This window comes from Micromonospora sp. NPDC057141, assembly GCF_042670805.1.
Taxonomy (GTDB): Bacteria; Actinomycetota; Actinomycetes; order Mycobacteriales; family Micromonosporaceae; genus Micromonospora.
Genome location: NZ_JBHUVA010000107.1, coordinates 1 through 18463 on the forward strand (window position 1 = coordinate 1; position 18463 = coordinate 18463).

15 protein-coding genes are annotated in these 18463 nt (G+C 74.8%); 5 read left to right on the forward strand and 10 right to left on the reverse strand.

Annotated features, from left to right (window positions below; translation table 11 throughout):
• Positions 1-148: 148 nt before the first annotated feature.
• The 3 genes from ACFT41_RS29835 to ACFT41_RS29845 all read right to left on the reverse strand — a co-directional run bounded on the left by ACFT41_RS29835 (position 149) and on the right by ACFT41_RS29845 (position 2703).
• A complete protein-coding gene (locus tag ACFT41_RS29835; protein WP_377614062.1) occupies positions 149-631 on the reverse strand; it encodes a PepSY domain-containing protein in 483 nt (160 codons plus the stop codon).
• 99 nt (positions 632-730) lie between these two features.
• Positions 731-2014: an ATP-binding protein gene (locus ACFT41_RS29840; RefSeq protein ID WP_377590337.1), complete on the reverse strand. Its 1284-nt coding sequence runs from the start codon at positions 2012-2014 to the stop codon at positions 731-733.
• The gene (locus tag ACFT41_RS29845; protein ID WP_377590335.1) at positions 2011-2703 is read right to left on the reverse strand and encodes a response regulator transcription factor; all 693 of its coding nucleotides are present in this window, start codon (positions 2701-2703) and stop codon (positions 2011-2013) included. Before ACFT41_RS29845 ends, ACFT41_RS29840 begins: the two co-directional genes overlap by 4 nt.
• 101 nt (positions 2704-2804) lie before the next feature.
• On the opposite strand from ACFT41_RS29845, the gene ACFT41_RS29850 reads away from it, so the two are divergent.
• Both ACFT41_RS29850 and ACFT41_RS29855 read left to right on the forward strand, forming a co-directional pair.
• Positions 2805-3269: a septum formation initiator gene (locus tag ACFT41_RS29850; protein WP_377590334.1), complete on the forward strand. Its 465-nt coding sequence runs from the start codon at positions 2805-2807 to the stop codon at positions 3267-3269.
• A 182-nt stretch (positions 3270-3451) separates the two neighbouring features.
• The gene (locus tag ACFT41_RS29855) at positions 3452-5065 is read left to right on the forward strand and encodes an RICIN domain-containing protein (RefSeq protein WP_377590332.1); all 1614 of its coding nucleotides are present in this window, start codon (positions 3452-3454) and stop codon (positions 5063-5065) included.
• A 75-nt stretch (positions 5066-5140) separates the two neighbouring features.
• Here the strand turns inward: ACFT41_RS29855 and ACFT41_RS29860 are convergent, their stop codons facing one another.
• The 6 genes from ACFT41_RS29860 to ACFT41_RS29885 form a co-directional block, all read right to left on the reverse strand.
• Positions 5141-6040, reverse strand: a complete 900-nt coding sequence (locus ACFT41_RS29860) for a siderophore-interacting protein (RefSeq protein ID WP_377614063.1) — start codon at positions 6038-6040, stop codon at positions 5141-5143.
• Between the two features lie 134 nt (positions 6041-6174).
• Complete coding sequence (locus ACFT41_RS29865; RefSeq protein ID WP_377589602.1) at positions 6175-6753, reverse strand: GNAT family N-acetyltransferase; 579 nt, start codon at positions 6751-6753, stop codon at positions 6175-6177.
• Positions 6754-6915: 162 nt separating this feature from the next.
• Positions 6916-9099 (reverse strand): carbohydrate-binding module family 20 domain-containing protein, encoded by a 2184-nt coding sequence (locus ACFT41_RS29870; protein WP_377589601.1) that lies wholly within the window; start codon positions 9097-9099, stop codon positions 6916-6918.
• Between the two features lie 334 nt (positions 9100-9433).
• Positions 9434-10936: an MFS transporter gene (locus tag ACFT41_RS29875; RefSeq protein WP_377589600.1), complete on the reverse strand. Its 1503-nt coding sequence runs from the start codon at positions 10934-10936 to the stop codon at positions 9434-9436.
• Positions 10933-12213 (reverse strand): MFS transporter, encoded by a 1281-nt coding sequence (locus tag ACFT41_RS29880; protein ID WP_377614064.1) that lies wholly within the window; start codon positions 12211-12213, stop codon positions 10933-10935. The genes ACFT41_RS29875 and ACFT41_RS29880 overlap by 4 nt, the downstream gene beginning before the upstream one ends.
• Positions 12210-12920: a siderophore-interacting protein gene (locus ACFT41_RS29885; protein ID WP_377589598.1), complete on the reverse strand. Its 711-nt coding sequence runs from the start codon at positions 12918-12920 to the stop codon at positions 12210-12212. The genes ACFT41_RS29880 and ACFT41_RS29885 overlap by 4 nt, the downstream gene beginning before the upstream one ends.
• A gap of 46 nt (positions 12921-12966) precedes the next feature.
• Here ACFT41_RS29885 and ACFT41_RS29890 point away from each other — a divergent pair, with 46 nt between their 5' ends.
• On the forward strand, positions 12967-15075 hold the full coding sequence (locus tag ACFT41_RS29890) for a penicillin acylase family protein (RefSeq protein WP_377589597.1): 2109 nt from the start codon (positions 12967-12969) through the stop codon (positions 15073-15075).
• On the forward strand, positions 15072-15650 hold the full coding sequence (locus ACFT41_RS29895; protein WP_377589596.1) for a GNAT family N-acetyltransferase: 579 nt from the start codon (positions 15072-15074) through the stop codon (positions 15648-15650). The genes ACFT41_RS29890 and ACFT41_RS29895 overlap by 4 nt, the downstream gene beginning before the upstream one ends.
• A gap of 115 nt (positions 15651-15765) precedes the next feature.
• On the opposite strand, the gene ACFT41_RS29900 is transcribed toward ACFT41_RS29895, so the two are convergent.
• Positions 15766-16950 carry a PucR family transcriptional regulator gene (locus ACFT41_RS29900; protein ID WP_377589595.1) on the reverse strand — a complete coding sequence of 395 codons (1185 nt, stop codon included), beginning with the start codon at positions 16948-16950 and terminating at the stop codon, positions 15766-15768.
• Between the two features lie 181 nt (positions 16951-17131).
• Here ACFT41_RS29900 and ACFT41_RS29905 point away from each other — a divergent pair, with 181 nt between their 5' ends.
• Complete coding sequence (locus ACFT41_RS29905) at positions 17132-18421, forward strand: YncE family protein (RefSeq protein ID WP_377614065.1); 1290 nt, start codon at positions 17132-17134, stop codon at positions 18419-18421.
• The last annotated feature ends 42 nt before the right edge of the window (positions 18422-18463 follow it).

Genomic DNA, 18463 nt, shown 5'->3' on the forward strand with positions numbered 1-18463 from the left:
ATCTCCACCTCTCTGTGCGGGGGCTGCTTCTTTTGTTTATACGAGCCTGGGCGAGCGGGTTGTCGGGCATGGGGGCGGGGCCCCCCCCGGCGGGGGGCGCCCCGCTCGGTTCTCGGTGGGCCGACGTGTCGCCGGTCCACCGGCCGGATCAGTCGTCGTCGCCGTCACGGTCGTCGTCGGCGGCGTCGCGGTCGTCGTCGGCGTCGACCGGCTCCTGCTCGGCCTCGACCACGGTGCCGTCGTTACGGTCCACGTCGACCTCGTGCTCGGTCTGCCCGTCGACGATCTCGACGCTCCACACCGCCCGGCCGTGCTCGTCGTCGGCCTCGACCTCGACGATCCGCCCGCCGCCGGCCCGCGCGAGGGCGATCTCGCCGGCCCGCTGCTGGTCGACCTTGCCGGCCGGGGCGCCGGTGGCCGACGGCACGCCGGTGGCCGTGGGAGCACCGGTCGGGGCGTCGGTCGCGCCGTCGTCCGGGGTCGTGGTGGCCGCCGTCGGGGCGGCGGTGGCGGCGGCCAGGGTGGTGCGTGCGACCCGGTCGTCGGCGGCGGTGACGCCGACGGCGACCCCCGCCGCCGCCAGCATCACCGCGCCGCCCAGCGACGCCATGATCAGGGAGTTGCGCTTCATCTCGGGCACCTTTCCTCGTTTCCTGCCTCCGAGGATCGTTCGTGGCGGGATAGCAGCGCGCTGCACCGACGCTAAGGCCCGGTTAAGGCCGTCCGGATGTCAGGGCCGGGCCGGCGGCGTGCCGAGCCGGAGCCGTACCTCCGCACCGCCGCCGGGAGCGGTGCGCAGCTCCAGCCGGCCCCCGGCGGCCTCCGCCGCCCGGCGGGCGATGTCCAGGCCGAGGCCGGTGGACCCGGCCGGGCTCGCGCCCCGGGCCACGGTGGCCGCCGGCATGCCGGGGCCCTCGTCGGCCACGGCGAGCAGCACCTGCCCGTCGCACCGGGCGAGCCGGACGGTGAACGCGGTGCCGTCCGGGGTGTGCGCGAAGACGTTGCCGAGCAGCGCGTCCACCGCGGCGGCCAGCTCGTCGGCGGGCACCCCGACCGGCAGCGGCCCGCCGGCCACGTCCCGGTGCACCTCTCGCCCGGTGTCCTCGGCCAGCACCGACCAGAAGGCCACCCGGTCGGCGACCACGGCCGCCGCGTCGCAGCTGGCCGGGGCGGCGGCCGGTGACCGGTCGCGGCGGGCCTGGCGGATCAGGCCGGTCACGGCCCGCTCCAGCGCGTCCGCCGCGGCGGCGATCCGGGCCGCGTCCTGCGGGTCGGGCAGCGACTCGGCCTCCAGCCGCAGCGCGGTGAGCGGGGTGCGCAGCCGGTGGGACAGGTCGGCCACCTGCTCGCGTTCCTGCGCCAGCAGCACCTGGATGCGGCCGGCCAGGTGGTTGAGCGCGCCGGCCACCTCGCGCAGCTCGGCCGGGCCGGCGGGGGTGACCCGCGCGTCCAGCTCGGCGTTGGCGAGCCGGTGCGACACCGCCGACAGCTCGGTGATCGGCCGGACCAGGGTGCGGGCCAGCCGGTCGGCCACGGCCAGCCCGACCAGCACCAGCAGCACGCCGAGCAGGGCCAGCACGAGCCAGGCCCGGGTCACCCCGGCCGTCAGCTCCGCCCGGGGCACGACCGTGCGGATCACCCCGGTGCCGTCCGGCCGGCCCTGCACCGCGATCACCACCTCGCGTCCGGAGTCCGACTCCGCGGTGAGGCTCTGGCCGCGTTCGGCCAGGGCCACGGCAGGGGTACGCGGGACGGGCGTGCCGAGCACGGTGTCGCCGGGCAGGTACACGCTGACCGGGCGGCCGGACTCGGCGGCGAGCTGCTCGACGGTCAACCGGATGGTCGCGGCGTCGGCCGTGCCCACCACCGGCACCAGGCTCTGCGCGTCGGCGGTGGCCCGGACGGTGGCCCGGTCCTCGGCCACGGCGCGCACCAGCAGCGCCAGCGGCACGAGGAACGCCACGAGGGTGAGCACGCTGACCGCGGCGGCCAGCAGCGCCAGCCGGGCCCTCATGCCGCGCCGCCCGGCGACTCCAGCCGCACGCCCACGCCCCGCACGGTGTGCAGGTAGCGGGGCCGCTGCGCGTTCTCGCCCAGCTTGCGGCGCAACCACGACAGGTGCACGTCGACGGTCTTGTCCGCGCCGCCGTACGGGATCTGCCAGACCTCGGTGAGCAGCTCCCGCTTGGTGACCACCTCGCCGGCTCGGGCGGCGAGGTGGTGCAGCAGGTCGAACTCGCGCGGGGTGAGCTCGACCGCGACGCCGTCGAGGGTCACCTGTCGGGCGCGCGGGTCGACGCGCAGCCCGCCCACCACGAGGGTGGGATCGTCCGCCCCGGTGCTCGCACCACGGCGCAGCACCGCGCGGATCCGCGCGTCGAGCTGGGCGGCGGTGAACGGCTTCACGACGTAGTCGTCGGCGCCCGCGTCGAGGACCCGGACGATCTCGGACTCGTCGTCGCGGGCGGTGGCCACGATGACCGGCACCGCGCTGACCGCCCGCAGCATCCGCAGCAGCTCCCGCCCGTCCAGGTCGGGCAGGCCCAGGTCGAGCACGACCAGGTCCGGCCGGTTGTCCAGGGCGTCGCGCAGCCCGTCCATGGCGGTCGACGCGGCGGCCACCGCGTGGCCCCGGTCCCGCAGCGCCCGCACCAGCGGCGTGCGGATGGTCAGGTCGTCCTCGATCAGCAGCAGGCGGGGCACACGACGAGGCTAGCCGCCCCGGCTGGCGCCGGCCCGGTCCTTAACCGTCCCTTAGCGTCGTCCCACGGCGCGGCCAACCTTCGATCGGGGATAGTCGGGGGATGCGTCGTCGTTCGTTCCTCGCGATCGCGGGATGGTTGGCCACCGCCGTGCTCGCCACCGGAGTGGGAGTGGCCGCGATCCGGCTGGTCGGGGAGAGCCTCACCGGCACCCCGGGCGGGGTGCGCAGCCAGGAGGAGGTCGAGCGGGCGCTGGCCGCGCCGGCGCCCACCGCGGCCGGCGCCTCCTCTCCCGGCACTTCCTCTCCCGGCACCGGCGGGCCCACGGGGTCGGCCGGGACCGGTGCCCGGCGGGCCTTCGCGACCACCGGCGGCACGGCGGTGGCGGAGTGCGGGCCGGGCGGGGTGCGGCTGGTCTCCTGGGCCCCGGCGCAGGACCACCGGGTCGCCGACGTCGACCGGGGGCCGGACGACGACGTCGAGGTCACCTTCGTCGGGCCGGGCGGGGAGCACGATCTGAAGGTGCGGTGCGTGGGCGGCGAGCCGGTGGCCGTCGCGGACGACTGACCCCGCGAACGGGCAGCCGGCGGGCGACGGCGGCAAGGGCCGGCGGGTCGGCGCCTTGACATGGCGGGACACGAGCGAAAGCATCGATGCCGGTCGTTGTATGGAAAGCGCTTGCCGATTCGCCCCACCAGCTTCCGGCGCGGCCGGTCCATCGCCATCGCCATCGCACCGAAGGAGCACCGATGAGACTCCCCGTCCCCCGCCGACGGTCCCGCGCCCGTCGGCTCGGCCTGACGGTCGCCACCGCGCTCGCCCTCGTCGGCGCGACCATGGCGGTCGGCCCGCAGGCCGCCTCCGCCGCCACCGTCGACACCGGCGCGACGTACGTGTTCGTCAACCGGCACAGCGGCAAGGCCATGGACCTGTACGGCTGGTCCACCGCCGACGGCGCGCCGGTCAACCAGTACGCCCGCAACGACCTCGCCGTGCAGCAGTGGCGCTTCGTCGACGTGGGCGGCGGCTACTACCAGATCCGCTCCGCGCACAGCGGCAAGGTCCTCGAGCTGCCGAATGCCACCGACGGCACGCAGCTCGTGCAGAACCCGGCGGTCAGCGGCAACACCCGGCAGCACTTCGGGCTCGCCGACTCCGACGGCGGGTACGTCCGGTTCGTCAACCGGCACTCCGGCAAGGCCCTCGACGTGTGGGGCTGGTCCACCGCCGACGGGGGCATGATCTCGCAGTACCAGGACCTGGGCGGGGCCAACCAGCAGTGGCAGCTCGTCCGGGTCGGTGGCTCCGCCGCCGACTGCGGGACGGGCTCGTTCCAGGCCGAGGCGGTGCTCAGCGGCGGCACCTGGACGGTCCGCAACGGCGGCAGCACCGTCCACACCGGCACCGACATGCGCGCCGCCGTGCAGGCCGCCGTGAACAGCCTGACCGCCGGGCGCACCAGCAAGCAGCGGGTGGTGGTGCGTGGCTCCGGCTCGATCAGCGCCGGCTCCCGGATCTCGCTGCCCAGCTACACCACGATCGACGTGTGCGGCACGATCAACGTGACCGGCACCGGCTCCGGCGACCAGGCACCGATCTACTCCCGCGGCACCACGCAGGTGGAGGTGCAGCACCTCAGCGTCACCGGCAGCCCGCTGTACGGGATCTTCCTGCGCAACGTCACCAACGTGGTCCTCGGGCAGATCGACATGCGGCTGACCGCCGGCCTGGGCGTACGCATCGACAACCGCGGCGACACCAGCCAGTGGACCCGCAACGTGCGCATCGACAACGTCTACGTCTCCGGGGCCAGCTCCCACGCCGTCGAGACCTACGGGGTCGACGGCCTCACCGTCGGCACCGTCACCGCCCGCAACGTCGGCGAGTCGGGGCTGCTGCTCAACCAGACCATCAACGCCACCGTCACCACCGTCGACGCGGAGAACGCCGGCACCGGCACCGGATACGCGGCGTTCCGGATGGCCAACCGCAACGGCCGCATCGGCGACAGCTACCCGACCAACGTCCGGGTCGGCACCGTGCGCGCCCGCGGCGGCGGCCGGGGGATCTTCTGCGTCTCCGAGTCCGGCGGGGCGACGATCGACCGGGTCGACATCGCCAACACCGGCAACAACGCCATCCTGATCGAGAACTGCTACGGGGTGAACATCGCCTCGGGCGGCGGCACGATCAGCGGCGGCGGCGAGGTGCGGCTCGCCGAGCGGACCGAGTTCCCCGGCACCCGCGACATCACGCTGCGCAACTTCACCCTGGTCAACAGCCGGATCGTGGAGAACCCCTGCGTGGACAACCTGGCCATCAGCAACGTCACGCTGAACAACTCGTCGATCAGCCGCTGCTGACCGCCGGGCCCGCCCGGGCCGCCGCACGGCCGGATGACGCCGGCGGCGGGTCGGGCGGGCCCGGCCGGAGGTGGCTCACGCGGGGTCGGCCCGGCCCAGCCGCCAGTACCCCATGAAGGCCACCGCCCGCCGGTCGAGCCCCCGCTCGGCCACCAGGTGCCGGCGCAGCGTGCGGATGACGCCGGCCTCCCCCGCGAGCCACGCGTACAACGGCACCGGCGTCGCCGGGGTCGGCACCTCCCAGAGGAGTTCCCGGTCGACGTCCACGTCGGCGACCGGGGTGGCGGCCGGCGCGGGGCCGGTGAGCAGGCCGGCCGCCGCCGCGACGGCGGGCACGAGCCGGCTGCCGTGCCGCCCGCCGGCGCGGGGCAGCCAGGTGACCTGCACGCCGGGCGGCGCGGCGACGCCGAGCGCGTCGGCGGGTTCGGGCACCTCGAGCAGCGCCCGCCCACGGGCGTCGGCCGGGAGCCGCTCCAGGATGGCGGTGATCGCCGGCACGGCGGTCTCGTCGCCGGCCAGCAGCAGCCGACCCGCCGGCGGCGGCCGGAACTCGATGCCGCCGTGCTCGCCGTCGAAGCCGGCGTCGGGGCCGAGCAGGGCGGCCCGGTCGCCGGGGCACACCCGGCGGGCCCACCGGGTGGCGGGGCCGCCGTCGCCGTGCAGGACGAGGTCGACGTCCACCTCGGCCAGGTGCGGGCGGGCCGCCCGGACGGTGTACGTGCGGACCGGGTTACGGAGCCGCTCGGGCAGGGCCCGGTAGCGGGTGTACCAGTCGGGGCCCGCGGGGAGGTGCACCTCGGCCTGCCCGGGCAGCGGCAGTGCCAGCTTGATCCGCTGGTCGTAGCCGTTGTCGGCGAACCGGTCGAGGTCGGCGCCGGTGAAGGTGACGCGGACGAACGACGGGCTGAGCCGGCGCACCGCGCGGACCTCGACGCCGAACAGCCGCCACGGCGCGATGGGCAGGGTCTGGGTCATGGCGCCTCTCGGACGTGAGGGGTCCCGTCCCACGGCACCCGGCGTCGATCATCGAACACCGGTCAGGTTAGCCTACCCTTACACGGCCCTTCGCGGGGGTGGGGTACCTGTCCCCCGACCGGGCGAACGGTGGCTCAACTCCGCGCGGCGACCCGGTCGAGGAAGACCGACCGGTCCAGGAAGAGCAGTTGGGCCTGCTTCTCCGGCAGGTCGATCTGCGGCCCGGGCACGAACCCGGCGCGGACCAGCCGGACGACGGCCCTGTCGTTGCGCGCGTCCGGCTCGGCGACGATGCGCAGCCGGGCCGGGTCGGCCAGCACGAAGGCGAGGAACGCGTCGAGGACGACCCCGGTGAAGCCTGGCTCGGCGCCGCCGTCCGGCGGGCCGATCAGCAGGTGGACGCCGAAGTCGCCGGGACGCACGTCGTAGCACTCCCCGACCGGGTCGGCCGCCGGCTCGTACGTCTGGAACAGCGCCACCGGCCGGCCGTCGCGGTGCACGAGGTAGGCGTGGTGGGTGGCGAGCGAGTCGAGGTACTCGTAGATCTCGAGCACCCGCTCACGGCTGGCCTCGCGCATGCCCCAGAACCGCGACCGCTCCCGGGTGACCCAGTCGTGGATCACGTCGACGTCGCGGGCCGGCTCGACGGGACGGATGCGCACCTCGCCGAACCCCTCGACACGTCGCAGGGAGGTGGTCGATGCGGTCGTCATGAGGCTCCTCGGTGGGCCGACACCGTGACGGACAGTCAGGTTAGGGTAGCTTAACCAATCCATCGACGGATGCGCACGCCGTCCCGTCCACTGGCGACACCCCGGGGCGCACGCGGGCGGGTGGCCGGCCCCCATCCCGTCGGGGCCGGCCACCCGCGTCGGCTACCGCCAGGTGTCGGTGTTGGTCCGGGTGCCGGTGGCCGGGGTGGTGAAGGTACGGTTGCCGCCGGACTCCCAGGTGACCGTGCCGTCGGGGTTCCTCTTCACGTACTTGTACTCGACGGCGGTGTTCGGCGGCAGGTCGACCGTCGTACGCCAGACCGGGTAGTCGGCCGAGGAGAGCGCGACCCCGTTGGCCGGGTTCCACCCGCCGAGGGCCGCGACGTTACCGACGACGTAGACGTTCTGGCCGTAGCTGGTGGTGACGGTGGCGTGGAACGAGGTGGCGATCTGCCCACTGGTGACGGTGTCGCCGCGGAAGGTCTCGGTGACGGCGTAGGTGCCGCTGGCCGGGGTGGTGAACGTCCGGTTCGCGCCGGACTCCCAGGTGACCGCGCCGGCGGCGGTCCTCTTGATGAACTTGTATTCCACGGCCGTGGACCGGGGCAGGTCGACCACGGCCCGGTAGGTGCCGCCGCCCTGCGCGGTCAGCCGGACGGCGCTGGCCGGTGCCCAGGAGCCCAGCTCGGCGACGCTGCCGACGACGTAGACCTCCTGGTCGGCGGCGGGGGTCGCGCCGACGGTGAAGGTGGTGGCGACCTTGTCGGTCGGGCTGCTGGTCGGAGAGACCGTGGGGCTGGCCGTCGGCGACGGGGTCGCGCCGGGGCGGGCGTCGACGTGGATCGCGACCGCGTTGTTGGCGGGGATCGTCACCGACGCCCGGCCGCCGGAGACGGTCACCGTGCCACCGGCGCAACCGGAGGCGGTGGCGGGGCCGGAGACGACGTCGCAGTACTGGCCGTCGGCGAGGCCGGTGGTGAACGTGGCGGTGGCGGCGCTGCCGGAGTCGTTGATGCCGATCCAGGCGCGGTCACCGCGGTGGAAGCCGATGACGCTGCTGTTCACCGCCGTGAAGTCCGACACGGTCTTGACCGACCGCGCCGCGTTGGCCCAGCCGACCATGCCCTTGACGCCGGTGGACTGGGTCAGGCAGTTCCACGCGCCGCCGCAGACGGTGTCGGTGACGTAGCCGTTGCCGTCGGCCGGCGGGGACTGGTTGCGGTTGGACCAGGAGAAGCTGTCGTAGACCGACGGCTTGCCGTGCGGGTACGCCAGGGCGAAGTAGTTGGCCAGCGTGTAGTCGGTGCCGTTGCGGTAGGACAGCACGACCCCGTCGCGCTCCAGGTCGTGGTTGGTGACCATGGCGAAGACGTTGGCGCTGGGCGCGTCGAGGTTCCAGCTCGGGAGGTTGGCGAGCGTGGAGATCGAGCCCTGGAAGGCCGACTTCAGGCCCTTGGCGTACGCGAAGTCGAGCACGTCGCCGTTGCCGATGAAGGCCCGCGCCTTGAGCGCGTCGTTGCTCGCCCCGTCGAAGATCTCCTGGGCGACGTACGGGCGCTTGTTCTCGGCGACGGTGTTGTCGAGCTTGCCGAGGATCGCCGCGAAGTCCTCCTTCTTGACGTGCTTGACGGCGTCCACCCGGAACCCGTCGACGCCGAGGCCGATCATGTCGTTGAGGAAGGCGGCGATCGTGGTGCGGACGCTGTCCTTCTCGGTGTACAGGTCCGTCAGCGACAGCAGCTCGCAGCTGGTGACCTGGGCCTCGTTGTTCCAGTCGTTGATCGTGCCGTTGGTCGGGCAGTTGTCGCCCGGGCGGTGGAAGTCGCCGCTGCCGTAGGGCACCGCGGGGAAGCTGTAGCCGGGGCCGGAGAAGTCGGTGCCGGCGTAGCCGACGACGGACTCGGGGTTGTTCGCGCCGGCCATGTGGTTGACGACCGCGTCGACGTACACCCGCACGCCGGCGTCGTGGCAGGCGGTGACCATGGCGGCGAACTGAGCCCGGCTGCCGAAGCGGCTCTCCAGCTGGTACGACACCGGCTGGTACACCTCGTACCAGGGGTGCACGCCGTCGGCGCTGGCGGGCAGGCTGACCGACTCCTGGGGCGGCGCGACCTGCACCGCGCCGTACCCGGCGGGGCCGAGGTGGTCGGTGCAGGCGGCGGAGACGGAGTTCCAGTTCCACTCCCACAGGTTGGCCGTCACCTCGCTGTCGTTGAGGACGACGGCGGCGCGGGCGGGGATGGCGGTGGTGGCGGCGATCGCCGGTGTCGCGCCGGCCGCGACGATCGCGGCGGCGAGCAGTAGGCGACGGACGCGGGCACGGGGGTGCGGCCCTACGGATTCCATGACGGGGGGACCTACTTCCGGGGTCGAAGAGGCACTGACGAGAGTGGACGGCCGTCCGGGTAGCGAAACGATGCGCCATACCTGAAAGCGATTGCAAGACCTTGCGACAAGATTCTTGAAACCCATCGGCAACATCGCCGCCACGCGAACGGTCACACTCCCCCGCAAAGGCACAGGCCAAGCGCGCCATATCCGCCCCGGCGGGTCACCTCCCGGGCACCGGCCCACCCCGCTCCGTGGGACGACCTTGACGTGTCACCCGGCCCGCCGTAGCTTTCTCCGCAAGACCTTCCAACGGCTTTCAGATCCGACGTCGCCGCGCCCGCGTCTCGCTTCAGCCGGCCCGCTGGGCGCGGCGCAGCAGCCACGCCGCGAGCAGCCCCCCGGCGAGGACGGCGCCGGCCCCGACGGTCTGCCCGGCCTCCGACGCGGCGCGGAACGCGTCGGCGACCTGGCCTCGCTCGGCGTCGGTGCCGACGGCGGCCAGCGCGGCGGGGAACGAGCCGGCGCCGGCCAGCGCGGCCGGCAGCAGCGCGGCGAACCGCGCGTTGAGCACCGCCCCCAGCACAGCGACGCCGAGGCTGCTGCCGACCTCCGTCATCGTGCCGTCCACGCCGGCGCCCGCACCGGCCTTTTCCGGTGGGATGGCGCTCATCACCGCCTCCACGATCGCCGGATTGGCCACGGCGCAGCCGGTGCCCATCGTGAGCAGCCCGGCCAGCAGCACCCCGTAGCCGTCCGACGGGGCGTGGGTGACCAGCAGCAGGCCGCCGGCGAGCATCGTCATGCCGACGGCGATGGCGCCGGCCGTGCCGAGCCGGTGGATCAGCCGCGCGGCCACCCCGGCGAGGTTGAGCACCACGATGGACAGCGCGAACGGGACCATCCGCAACCCGGCCTCCCAGGCGGGGTAGCCGCGCACGAACTGGAGGTGCTGGGTGAGCAGGAACAGCGCGCCGGTCGCGCCGAAGGTGATCAGGACGACGCCGGAGACCGCGCCGACGAAGCGGCGGTTGCGGAACAGGCCCATGTCCAGCATGGGGTGGGCCACCCGCAGCTCCCACCGGACGAAGGCGACCAGCAGCAGCGCCCCGCCCACGGCCGCGCCGAGCACCGGCGCGGAGAGCCAGCCCCGCTCCGGACCCGCGATGATCGCGTACACGACCGCGGTCAGGCCGGCGGTGGACAGCGCCACCCCACCCAGGTCGAACCGCCCGCCGGCCGGGTCCCGGGACTCCGGCACCAGGGCCGCGCCCGCCGCCAGGCAGAGCAGCACGATCGGGATGTTGACCAGGAAGATCGCCTCCCACGGGAAGTGGGCCAGGATGGCACCGCCCACGGGCGGCCCGGCCGCGAAGCCCAGCGCGCTCGCCGCCGCCCACACGCCGATGGCCCGGGGGCGCTCGGCGGCGTCGAAGACCTGCATCGCCACCGCCAGAGTGGAGGTGACCAGCAGGGCCCCGCCGACGCCCATCCCGGCGCGGGCGGCGATGAGCTGACCGGTGGACCCGGCGAACGCGGCCAGCAGCGAGCCGAGTCCGAACAGGACGAGACCGGCGAGCAGCATCCGGCGGCGGCCGTACCGGTCGACCGCGCCGCCGGCGGTGATCAGCAGCCCGGACTGCACCAGCGCGTACGCGTTGATGGTCCACTGCACGTCGGCGGTGCTGGCCCCCAGCTCGGCGGTGAGCACGGGCACCGCCACGGTCAGCACGGTGTTGTCGAGTACCACGGTGACCTGGGCGAGGCAGAGCACCGCGAGGATCAGCCACCGGGCGGGCAGCGGGCGGGCGGAGGCCGGCGGAGGCAGCTCGGCGGGCGGGGCGGGCAGGCTCACGGCCGGGTCCTCCCGGTCGTCGCCGCGGCGGGCACGGCGGGGGCGGTAGGCGCGGTGGCCGCCGCGGCGGGGGCGGCCAGGGCGGGGCGCGGGTGGCGGCGCTGGTGCGCCACGCCCACGGCGACGCCGGCCGCGACCAGCACGACGGAGCCGACCGCGACAGCCGGGTAGCCGAACCGCGCGGCGGCGACGAGCCCGAGGGAGGCCGACACGAAGGAGCAGACCAGTCCGAACGACGACAGCACCGTGAAATCGGTGCCGCCGGTGCCCGGCCGGGAGTAGTCCATGTTGACGGTGTAGAGCACGACGTTCGCGGCGGTGTACGCGGCCATGAACGCCGACAGCGCCAGCACCGTCGGCCCGAGCGGGGCGCGGCCGGTCAGCAGCGGCAGCAGCGCCGCCGTGGACGCCGCCAGGGCCACCCCGGCGGCGACGAGGACCGCGGCGCGGCCGAACCGGCCGACCAGCGCGCCGGCGACCATCCCCGCCACGACGGCCGGGGCGCTGGTGACGACGCCGGTGACCAGGCCGATGCGCGCCAGCGACCAGCCCGCGTCGACCAGGGCGGGCGACACGACGGCGTACGCCGCGCCCGCGCCGGTGTAGACGAGCGGGACGACGCCGAAGGTCCACCACCGGCAGCCGGGCTGCCCGAACACCGACCACAACGCCCGGTACGCCTGTCCGGCACCGGTGGGGCGGTCGAGGCGCGCGGGCTCCCGGAACCGCCACGCCACCACCAGCCCGACGGCGGTGAGCCCGGCCAGCAACAGGATCGCCGGCACCCAGCCGTAGCGGTCGTAGACGACCACGCAGGCGCCTCCGCCGAGGAGGTTGCCGACGTAGCTCGCGGCCACCTGGACGCCGTTGCCGACGCCCCGGGCGCGCTCGGAGAGCACCCGGACGGCGACGGCGTCGACGGCGATGTCCTGGGTGGCCGACAGCAGCACGTACGCGGCGCAGATCGCCACGATGGGGCCGAGCTGCCCGGCGGGCCGGGAGTACGGCAGCAGGGCGAGCAGCGCGAGCACCAGGCCGCCCTGCGCGACGAGCAGCCAGGACCGGTAGTGGCCCAGGCGGCGGGAACCGAACCGGTCGAGCAGCGGCGCCCAGAGGAACTTGATCGGCCAGATCAGCCCGACGAACTGCAACAGGGCGAGGGTGTCCAGCGACGTCCCGCCGTCGCGCAGGATCGCGGTCAGGCCGACGGTGATGAACCCGATGCCGAGGTACTGGGTGACGTAGAGGGCGGTGAGCGTGCCCAACGGTGATCTCACCGGGCGCTCCAGTAGCCCTGCGCGGTGAGCTGGTGGCGGCCGACGCCGAGGGTGCGGCGCAGGTGCCGGGTGATGTCGCGGGTGCTGGCGGCCTCGCAGGCCACCCAGTAGTGGGCGTCGTCGGCGCCGGGCAGCGCCGAGCGGACGGTGTCGACCAGGTGCCGGCCCCCGTCGCGGCGCGGCACCCAGACGACCTCGTGGCAGGCGCGGGACCGGGGCGGCAGCGCCTTCTCGTCGTCGTGCGCGTACTCGACCCAGACCGTGGCCGGCACGTCGGGCGCGGCGTCGAGCAGGCTGTTGACCGCCGGCAGCGACGCGGCGTCGCCGACCAGGTAGAGGTGGCGCGGGGCAGGGTCGGGCAGCCGGAACGCGCTGCCCTGCACGGTGGCGTCGATGGTGTCGCCGACGCGGGCGGCGCTCGCCCAGCGGGCCGCGCACCCGTCGTGCAGGGCGAATTCCAGGCTGAACCGCCCGGCCGCCGGGTCGGGGTCGACGAGGGTGTAGGCGCGCTGATGGGGTCGGCCGTCGTCATCGAACCACAGCCGGATCCACATGGTGGGGTGCACGCCGCACTCGGCGAGCAGGCCGCCGTCGTCGAGGTGCAGCCGCTGGTACCGGCCGCCCACCGGCTCGATCCCCCGGACCGTGAGCCGGAAGGTCCGACCGCCCATCGCGCGGAGCACCAGGGCTTCCCAGTTCCGTTTCACGCACCCCTCCAGTAAGGTCAGCCTAAGTTAGGGGAGGGTAACCTAAATGGCGCTGTTATGGGAGTCGGCCGCGCCGCCGATCCGGGCCGCCGGCATCCGCCGCGACGCCTGGGGCGTGCCGCACCTGTGGGCCGAGACCGTGGACGACCTCGCCCGCCTCCAGGGCCGGGCTGCCGCCATCGACCGGGCCTGGCAGATCGAGGTGGAGCGCTGGCGCTGCGAGGGGCGGCTCGCCGAGCACGTCGGCCCGGCCGAGGTGGGCTGGGACCGCTTCGCCCGCCGCGCCCGCCTCGACGACACCGCCCGGCGCTGCTACGCCCGGCTCGACCCGGCCACCCGGCGCTGGGTCGCCGCGTACGCCCAAGGGGTCAACGACGGGCTCGCCGAGGGCGCCGCCGCGGCGCCGGAGTTCGCGGCGGCCGGCTGCGCCCCCGGCCGGTGGCGGCCCTGGTCGCCGCTGGGCGTCTTCCTCGCGCAGCACGTGCTGTTCTCGACGTTTCCCAGCAAGCTGTGGCGCGCCCACGTCGCGGCCACCCTCGGCCCCGCGGCCACCGCCCTGTTCGACGCCGAGCCCCCCGCCGGCTCCGGCAGCAACGCCTGGGCGACGCCCGCCGACCCGACCACCGGCCGTGGCCCGGTCGTCGCCGGCGACCCGCACCGCATCCTCGAACTGCCCGGCGTCTACCACCAGGTGCGCCTCGCCTGCCCCGAGTTCGACGTGCTCGGCTTCGCGTTCCCCGGCGTGCCGGGCCTGCCCCACTTCGGTCACGCCGGCGACGTGGCCTGGGCCGTGACCAACGCGATGGCCGACTACCAGGACCTCTACCGCGAGCGGCTGCGTCGCGACGGCGACGTGGTCCTGGTCCGCGAGGCCGACGGCTGGGCGCCGGCCCGCCGCCGGGTCGAACACATCGGGGTACGCGGCGGCGAGCCGGAGCCCGTCGAGGTGATCGAGACGGCCCGGGGGCCGGTCGTCGACCACGACCGGCACACCGGCGAGGCGCTCAGCCTGCGCACGCCCAGCCGCGTCGAGCAGCGCCTCGGCTTCGACGCGCTGCTGCCGCTGCTGCGGGCGCGTACCGTCGCCGACGTCGCCACGGCGCTTCAAGCCTGGGTCGAGCCGGTCAACAGCGTCCTCGTCGCCGACCGGTCGGGCGCCGTCGCCCAGCTCGTGTCCGGCCTGGTGCCGCTGCGCGACGAACGGTGCCGCCGGGAACCGGTGCCCGCCTGGGAGCCGCGCTACCGCTGGAGCGGCGAGTACGCGCCGACGCCCCGCACGGCGGTCACCGGGCCCACGGCCTGCGCCAACGACCGCCGGCCCGACGTGGCGGCGCTCGGCCGCGACTTCGCCCCGCCGCACCGGGCCCGCCGCATCCGTACCCTGCTCGCCGAGGGCGCCGAGCCGGCGGCCGTGCACATGGACACCCACCTCGACACGGGTGTGCTGCGCGGCGTCCTCGGCCGGCTCGACCCCGACGCACTCACCGGCCCGGCCGGGGAACTGCGGGACCGGCTGGCTGCCTGGGACGGGCGGATGGCCGCCGACAGCGTCGACGCCGCCGCCTACGCCGCCTGGCGGGCGGCCCTGGCCCGGGGGCTGCACGAACACCCGGCGCTGTGCCCGCTGCGCTCCCCCGGCGCGTACGACGAGCTGTTCCGGCCGTGGACGAATCCCCTCGGCCGCATCGGTTACGCCCTCGACGCCGTGGTGGCGGGGCTGCCCCGCCTCGGCGTCGACGTCGGCCCCGTGGCCGCCGCGGCGCTGGAGGAGGTGGCGCACGGCGACCCGCCCGGCGTCTGGGGGCAACGGCACGCCCTGCACCCCGTCCACCTGCCGGTCTGTCCTGAGGTCGACGCGGCGGTGGACGCCATCCGCGCCCGCGTCACGCTCGGCGGCGACAGCGACTGCGTGCTCGCCACCAGCAGCGTCCCCGGTCTGTCCGACGCCTGCTGGCGCGGCCCCGTCGCCCGGTACGTGTGGGACCTGACCGACCGGGCGGACAGCCGGTGGGTGGTGCCGTTCGGCACGTCCGGCCGCCCCGGCGACCCGCACTTCGCCGACCAGCTTCCGCTGTGGGCCACCGGCGAACTGATCCCGGTGGTCACCGACTGGCGGCTGCTCACCCCCGACGAACCCGAGACGAGGAACGCGTGACATACCAGGAAACCCTGCCCGGCCTCGGCGAGCTGTCCCTCGTCGAGGTCGACCCGCAGGCCCACGCCGAGCTGCTGCACGGCTGGGTCACCCAGCCCCGGGCCGTCTACTGGGGCATGAGCGGCTACACCGTCGACGAGGTCCGCGACGTCTACGCCTTCGTCGACGGGCTGGCGACGCACCACGCGTACCTGATCCTGCTCGACGGGGAGCCGGTCGGCCTGTTCCAGACCTACCAGCCGGAGGCCGACCCGGTCGGCGAGCGGTACGCCGTGCAGCCCGGCGACGTCGGCATGCACCTGCTGCTGGCGCCCGGGCGACGCCCGCCGCGCGACTTCACCGGCGTGGTGGGGCCGGCGCTGGTACGGTTCCTGTTGCGCGACCCGACCCGGCAGCGGGTCGTGGTCGAGCCGGACGTGCGCAACGAGCTGGCCCTGCGCCGGCTGGAGCGCTCCGGCTTCACCTTCGACGACGAGATCGACATGCCGGACAAGCGGGCGCAGCTGGCCTTCCTGACCCGGGACCGCTTCGAGACCCTCTTCCCCGCCCCCGTGACCGTCCGCGTGACCGGCTGACCGTCCGCGTGACCTCGGTCAGGTCCCTATGCAGGGAAGTAACTTCGCCCGGCGGCGCTGGGGGCGCCACGGCGGCAGCCGTGGGCCAGCGGCAGGTTCGTGCAGCGGATCACCGTCAGGTGCCGTCGAGCCAGGTGCGCAGCGCCCACCACCAACGCACCGTCTGCGGCACCGGCCACCGGCCGCCCGGCTCGGCGAGGGTCGGCGGCATCGCGGTCAGCTCCTGCAACCGGCGCAGCCGGTAGCGCACGGTGTTCGGGTGCAGGTGCAGGGCCTCGGCCGTGCGGTCCAGCCGTTGTCCGTGGTCGAGGTAGGTCAGCGCGGTCGAGGCGAGCTGCCGGTGGAACTCGTCGGCCGGGTCGAGGGCGGCCAGCAGCTCCCCCCTGACCAGCTCGGCCAGGGCCGGCTGGGCGGCCAGCGCGGTCTCCCCGGCGAGGTCGACCACCTGGTGCAGGCCGCGCAGCCCGGCGCGGGACGCGGCGCGCAGGGCGGCCACGCAGAGCCGGTGCAGGGCCGGGGCCTGGGCCAGGGGCCGCGCCGGGGCCGCCACCACGAGCCCGGCCGCGTCGGCGAGGTCGGCGGGCGGCAGCCGTACACACAGGCCGGCGAGCCGGTCGTCGACGGTGCCGAACAGCGCGCCGCCGCCGCAGAGCTGCCGCTCCACCGCCGAGATCCGGGCCGGCTCGGTCAGCTCGGTGACCACGCAGTGGTACCGACCGTCGGGGCGCAGCCCGAAGGCGGACAGGTCGTCGGGACGCAGCCCGAAGCCGTCGTCGGGACGCTCGCCGCCCGCCTCGTCGAGCAGCAGCCGCCGCAGCAGCCGGTTGCGGGCGTCGCGCCGGGTGCGGGCCAGCTCCAGCTCCGCCGTGTGATGGCCGTCGACCAGTGCGCGTTCCAGCCCGCTGGCGTACCGGCCGAGTTCCAGCAGAGCGTCCAGCAGCGCGGTGTCGGGTATCCCGGCAGCCCGGCCCCGGTCGAGCGCGATCTCGACCACCCGCTGCCGGCCGGCCTGCACCCCGCGCAGCAGGCCGGCGACGGAGACGCCCTGCGCGGCCCGGTCGGCACCAAGGCGTCTGGCCTCGGCGAAGTCCCGCTCGCTCGGCTCCGCCAGCCGCTCGAACGACGCCAGCCCGGCGGTCAACAGGGCCGCCACGTGCCGGCGGTTCTCGGCCATCGGCAGGCGGGCCACCTCGGGCGAGTGTTCCCGGGCCGCCTCGACCATCTCGTCCACGACCCGCCGGTCGGTCGCCAGGTCGCGCAGCAGCGCGCCGAGGGCCCCGGCCCGCTCCGGCATCGTCATCGGCCCGCCTCCCGCCGCCCCGGCCACTGTGGCCCGTGCACAACGACCGGGCCGGGTTTTGGCCCCCGTGCCCTACCGGGAGTCCGGCTTCGGTTGGTTTCCTTCTGTTACCGCAAAGTAACACCGCACCCCCGCACCGCGAAACGCCACCATCGGTCGCCCCCACCGGCAGGAGCAGCCCATGCCCGCAACAGCACCGTCGTCCCCGCCCGTCCGTCGCGCCCGCAGGTACGGCGCCGTCGCCGCCGCCCTCGCCGTCGTGGCCGCCGCCGCGCCGGCCCCGGCCGTCGCCGCCCCCGCAGCCGCCCCGGCCGTGGCCGCCGCCCTGGAGGAGGTGATGTTCGTCGGCAACAACTGGGAGGGCACCGTCGACGTGATCCGCTCCCGGGGCGACTACGCCCGCCTCGGCCGGGTCAACGTCGTGCCCGACAAGCAGCAGCGGCTCTGGGAGATCTACCTCAACCCGATCAAGCTCGCCTTCTACCTGGGCATCCAGCAGGGCCCGGGCGAGGGGCACGACCAACTCGTGGACGACATGTACACCACGCCGGACGGGACCGCGCTGGTGGCGTCCCGGCCCAGCTTCGCCGACGTCGTCTCGATCGACCTGCGCACCGGCGCGGTGCGCTGGCGGTTCCCCGTCTCCGGGTTCCGCTCCGACCACATGGCCGTCTCCCCCGACGGCACCCGCGTCGCGGTGTCTGCCTCCACCTCGGACACCGTGCACGTGCTCGACATCAACACCGGAAAGCAGGTCGGCTCGTTCGGCACCGGCGACACCCCGCACGAGAACATCTTCACCGGCGGCGGCCGGCACATCTGGAACATGTCCATCGGGGACGTCAACAGTTCGTTCGACGCCCCGTCGCAGGACTGGACCAAGGGCGACCGGAAGATCACCATCGCCGACGCGAGCACCTTCGCGACGGTGAAGGAGATCGACATGCGGCCCCGGCTCGACGCGTACGGCCGCAGCGACCTCTCCGACGCCGTCCGGCCGGCGGTCTTCACCCCCGACGAGAGCAAGCTCTACTTCCAGGTGTCGTTCTTCAACGGCTTCGTCGAGTACGACGTGGCCGGCGACCGGGTCACCCGGGTCACCACGCTGCCGAAGAACCCGAACACCACCGAGGACCGCACGAAGTGGGTCAACGACTCGCGGCACCACGGCATGTCGATCAGCCCGGACGGGGCGAAGCTCTGCGTCGCCGGCACGATGGACGACTACACCACGATCGTGGACCGGTCCACCCTCACCCCGGGCCCGCTGGTCACGGCCAGCAAGCCGTACTGGGCGACGGTGAGCGGCGACGGCCGCGACTGCGTCATCTCGGAGTCGGGCGCCGACCAGGTCACCGCGATCAGCTTCGCCACGGGCCAGAAGGTGGTCAGCGTGCCCGTCGGCGACCACCCGCAGCGGGTGCGGATCGGGCACCTCCCCGCCGGCTGGACCCCGCCGGCCGCCCGGTAGTCCCCGCGCGTGGGCGCGGCCCGGCCGGACCACCGGCCGGGC

Coding starts and splice junctions, on each gene's coding strand:
- ACFT41_RS29890 (WP_377589597.1), top strand. CDS start 12,967: ATGGCGCTGTTATGGGAGTCGGCCGCGCCGCCGATCCGGGCCGCCGGC.
- ACFT41_RS29860 (WP_377614063.1), bottom strand. CDS start 6,040: ATGACCCAGACCCTGCCCATCGCGCCGTGGCGGCTGTTCGGCGTCGAG.
- ACFT41_RS29905 (WP_377614065.1), top strand. CDS start 17,132: ATGCCCGCAACAGCACCGTCGTCCCCGCCCGTCCGTCGCGCCCGCAGG.
- ACFT41_RS29840 (WP_377590337.1), bottom strand. CDS start 2,014: ATGAGGGCCCGGCTGGCGCTGCTGGCCGCCGCGGTCAGCGTGCTCACC.
- ACFT41_RS29900 (WP_377589595.1), bottom strand. CDS start 16,950: ATGACGATGCCGGAGCGGGCCGGGGCCCTCGGCGCGCTGCTGCGCGAC.
- ACFT41_RS29870 (WP_377589601.1), bottom strand. CDS start 9,099: ATGGAATCCGTAGGGCCGCACCCCCGTGCCCGCGTCCGTCGCCTACTG.
- ACFT41_RS29835 (WP_377614062.1), bottom strand. CDS start 631: ATGAAGCGCAACTCCCTGATCATGGCGTCGCTGGGCGGCGCGGTGATG.
- ACFT41_RS29855 (WP_377590332.1), top strand. CDS start 3,452: ATGAGACTCCCCGTCCCCCGCCGACGGTCCCGCGCCCGTCGGCTCGGC.
- ACFT41_RS29865 (WP_377589602.1), bottom strand. CDS start 6,753: ATGACGACCGCATCGACCACCTCCCTGCGACGTGTCGAGGGGTTCGGC.
- ACFT41_RS29850 (WP_377590334.1), top strand. CDS start 2,805: ATGCGTCGTCGTTCGTTCCTCGCGATCGCGGGATGGTTGGCCACCGCC.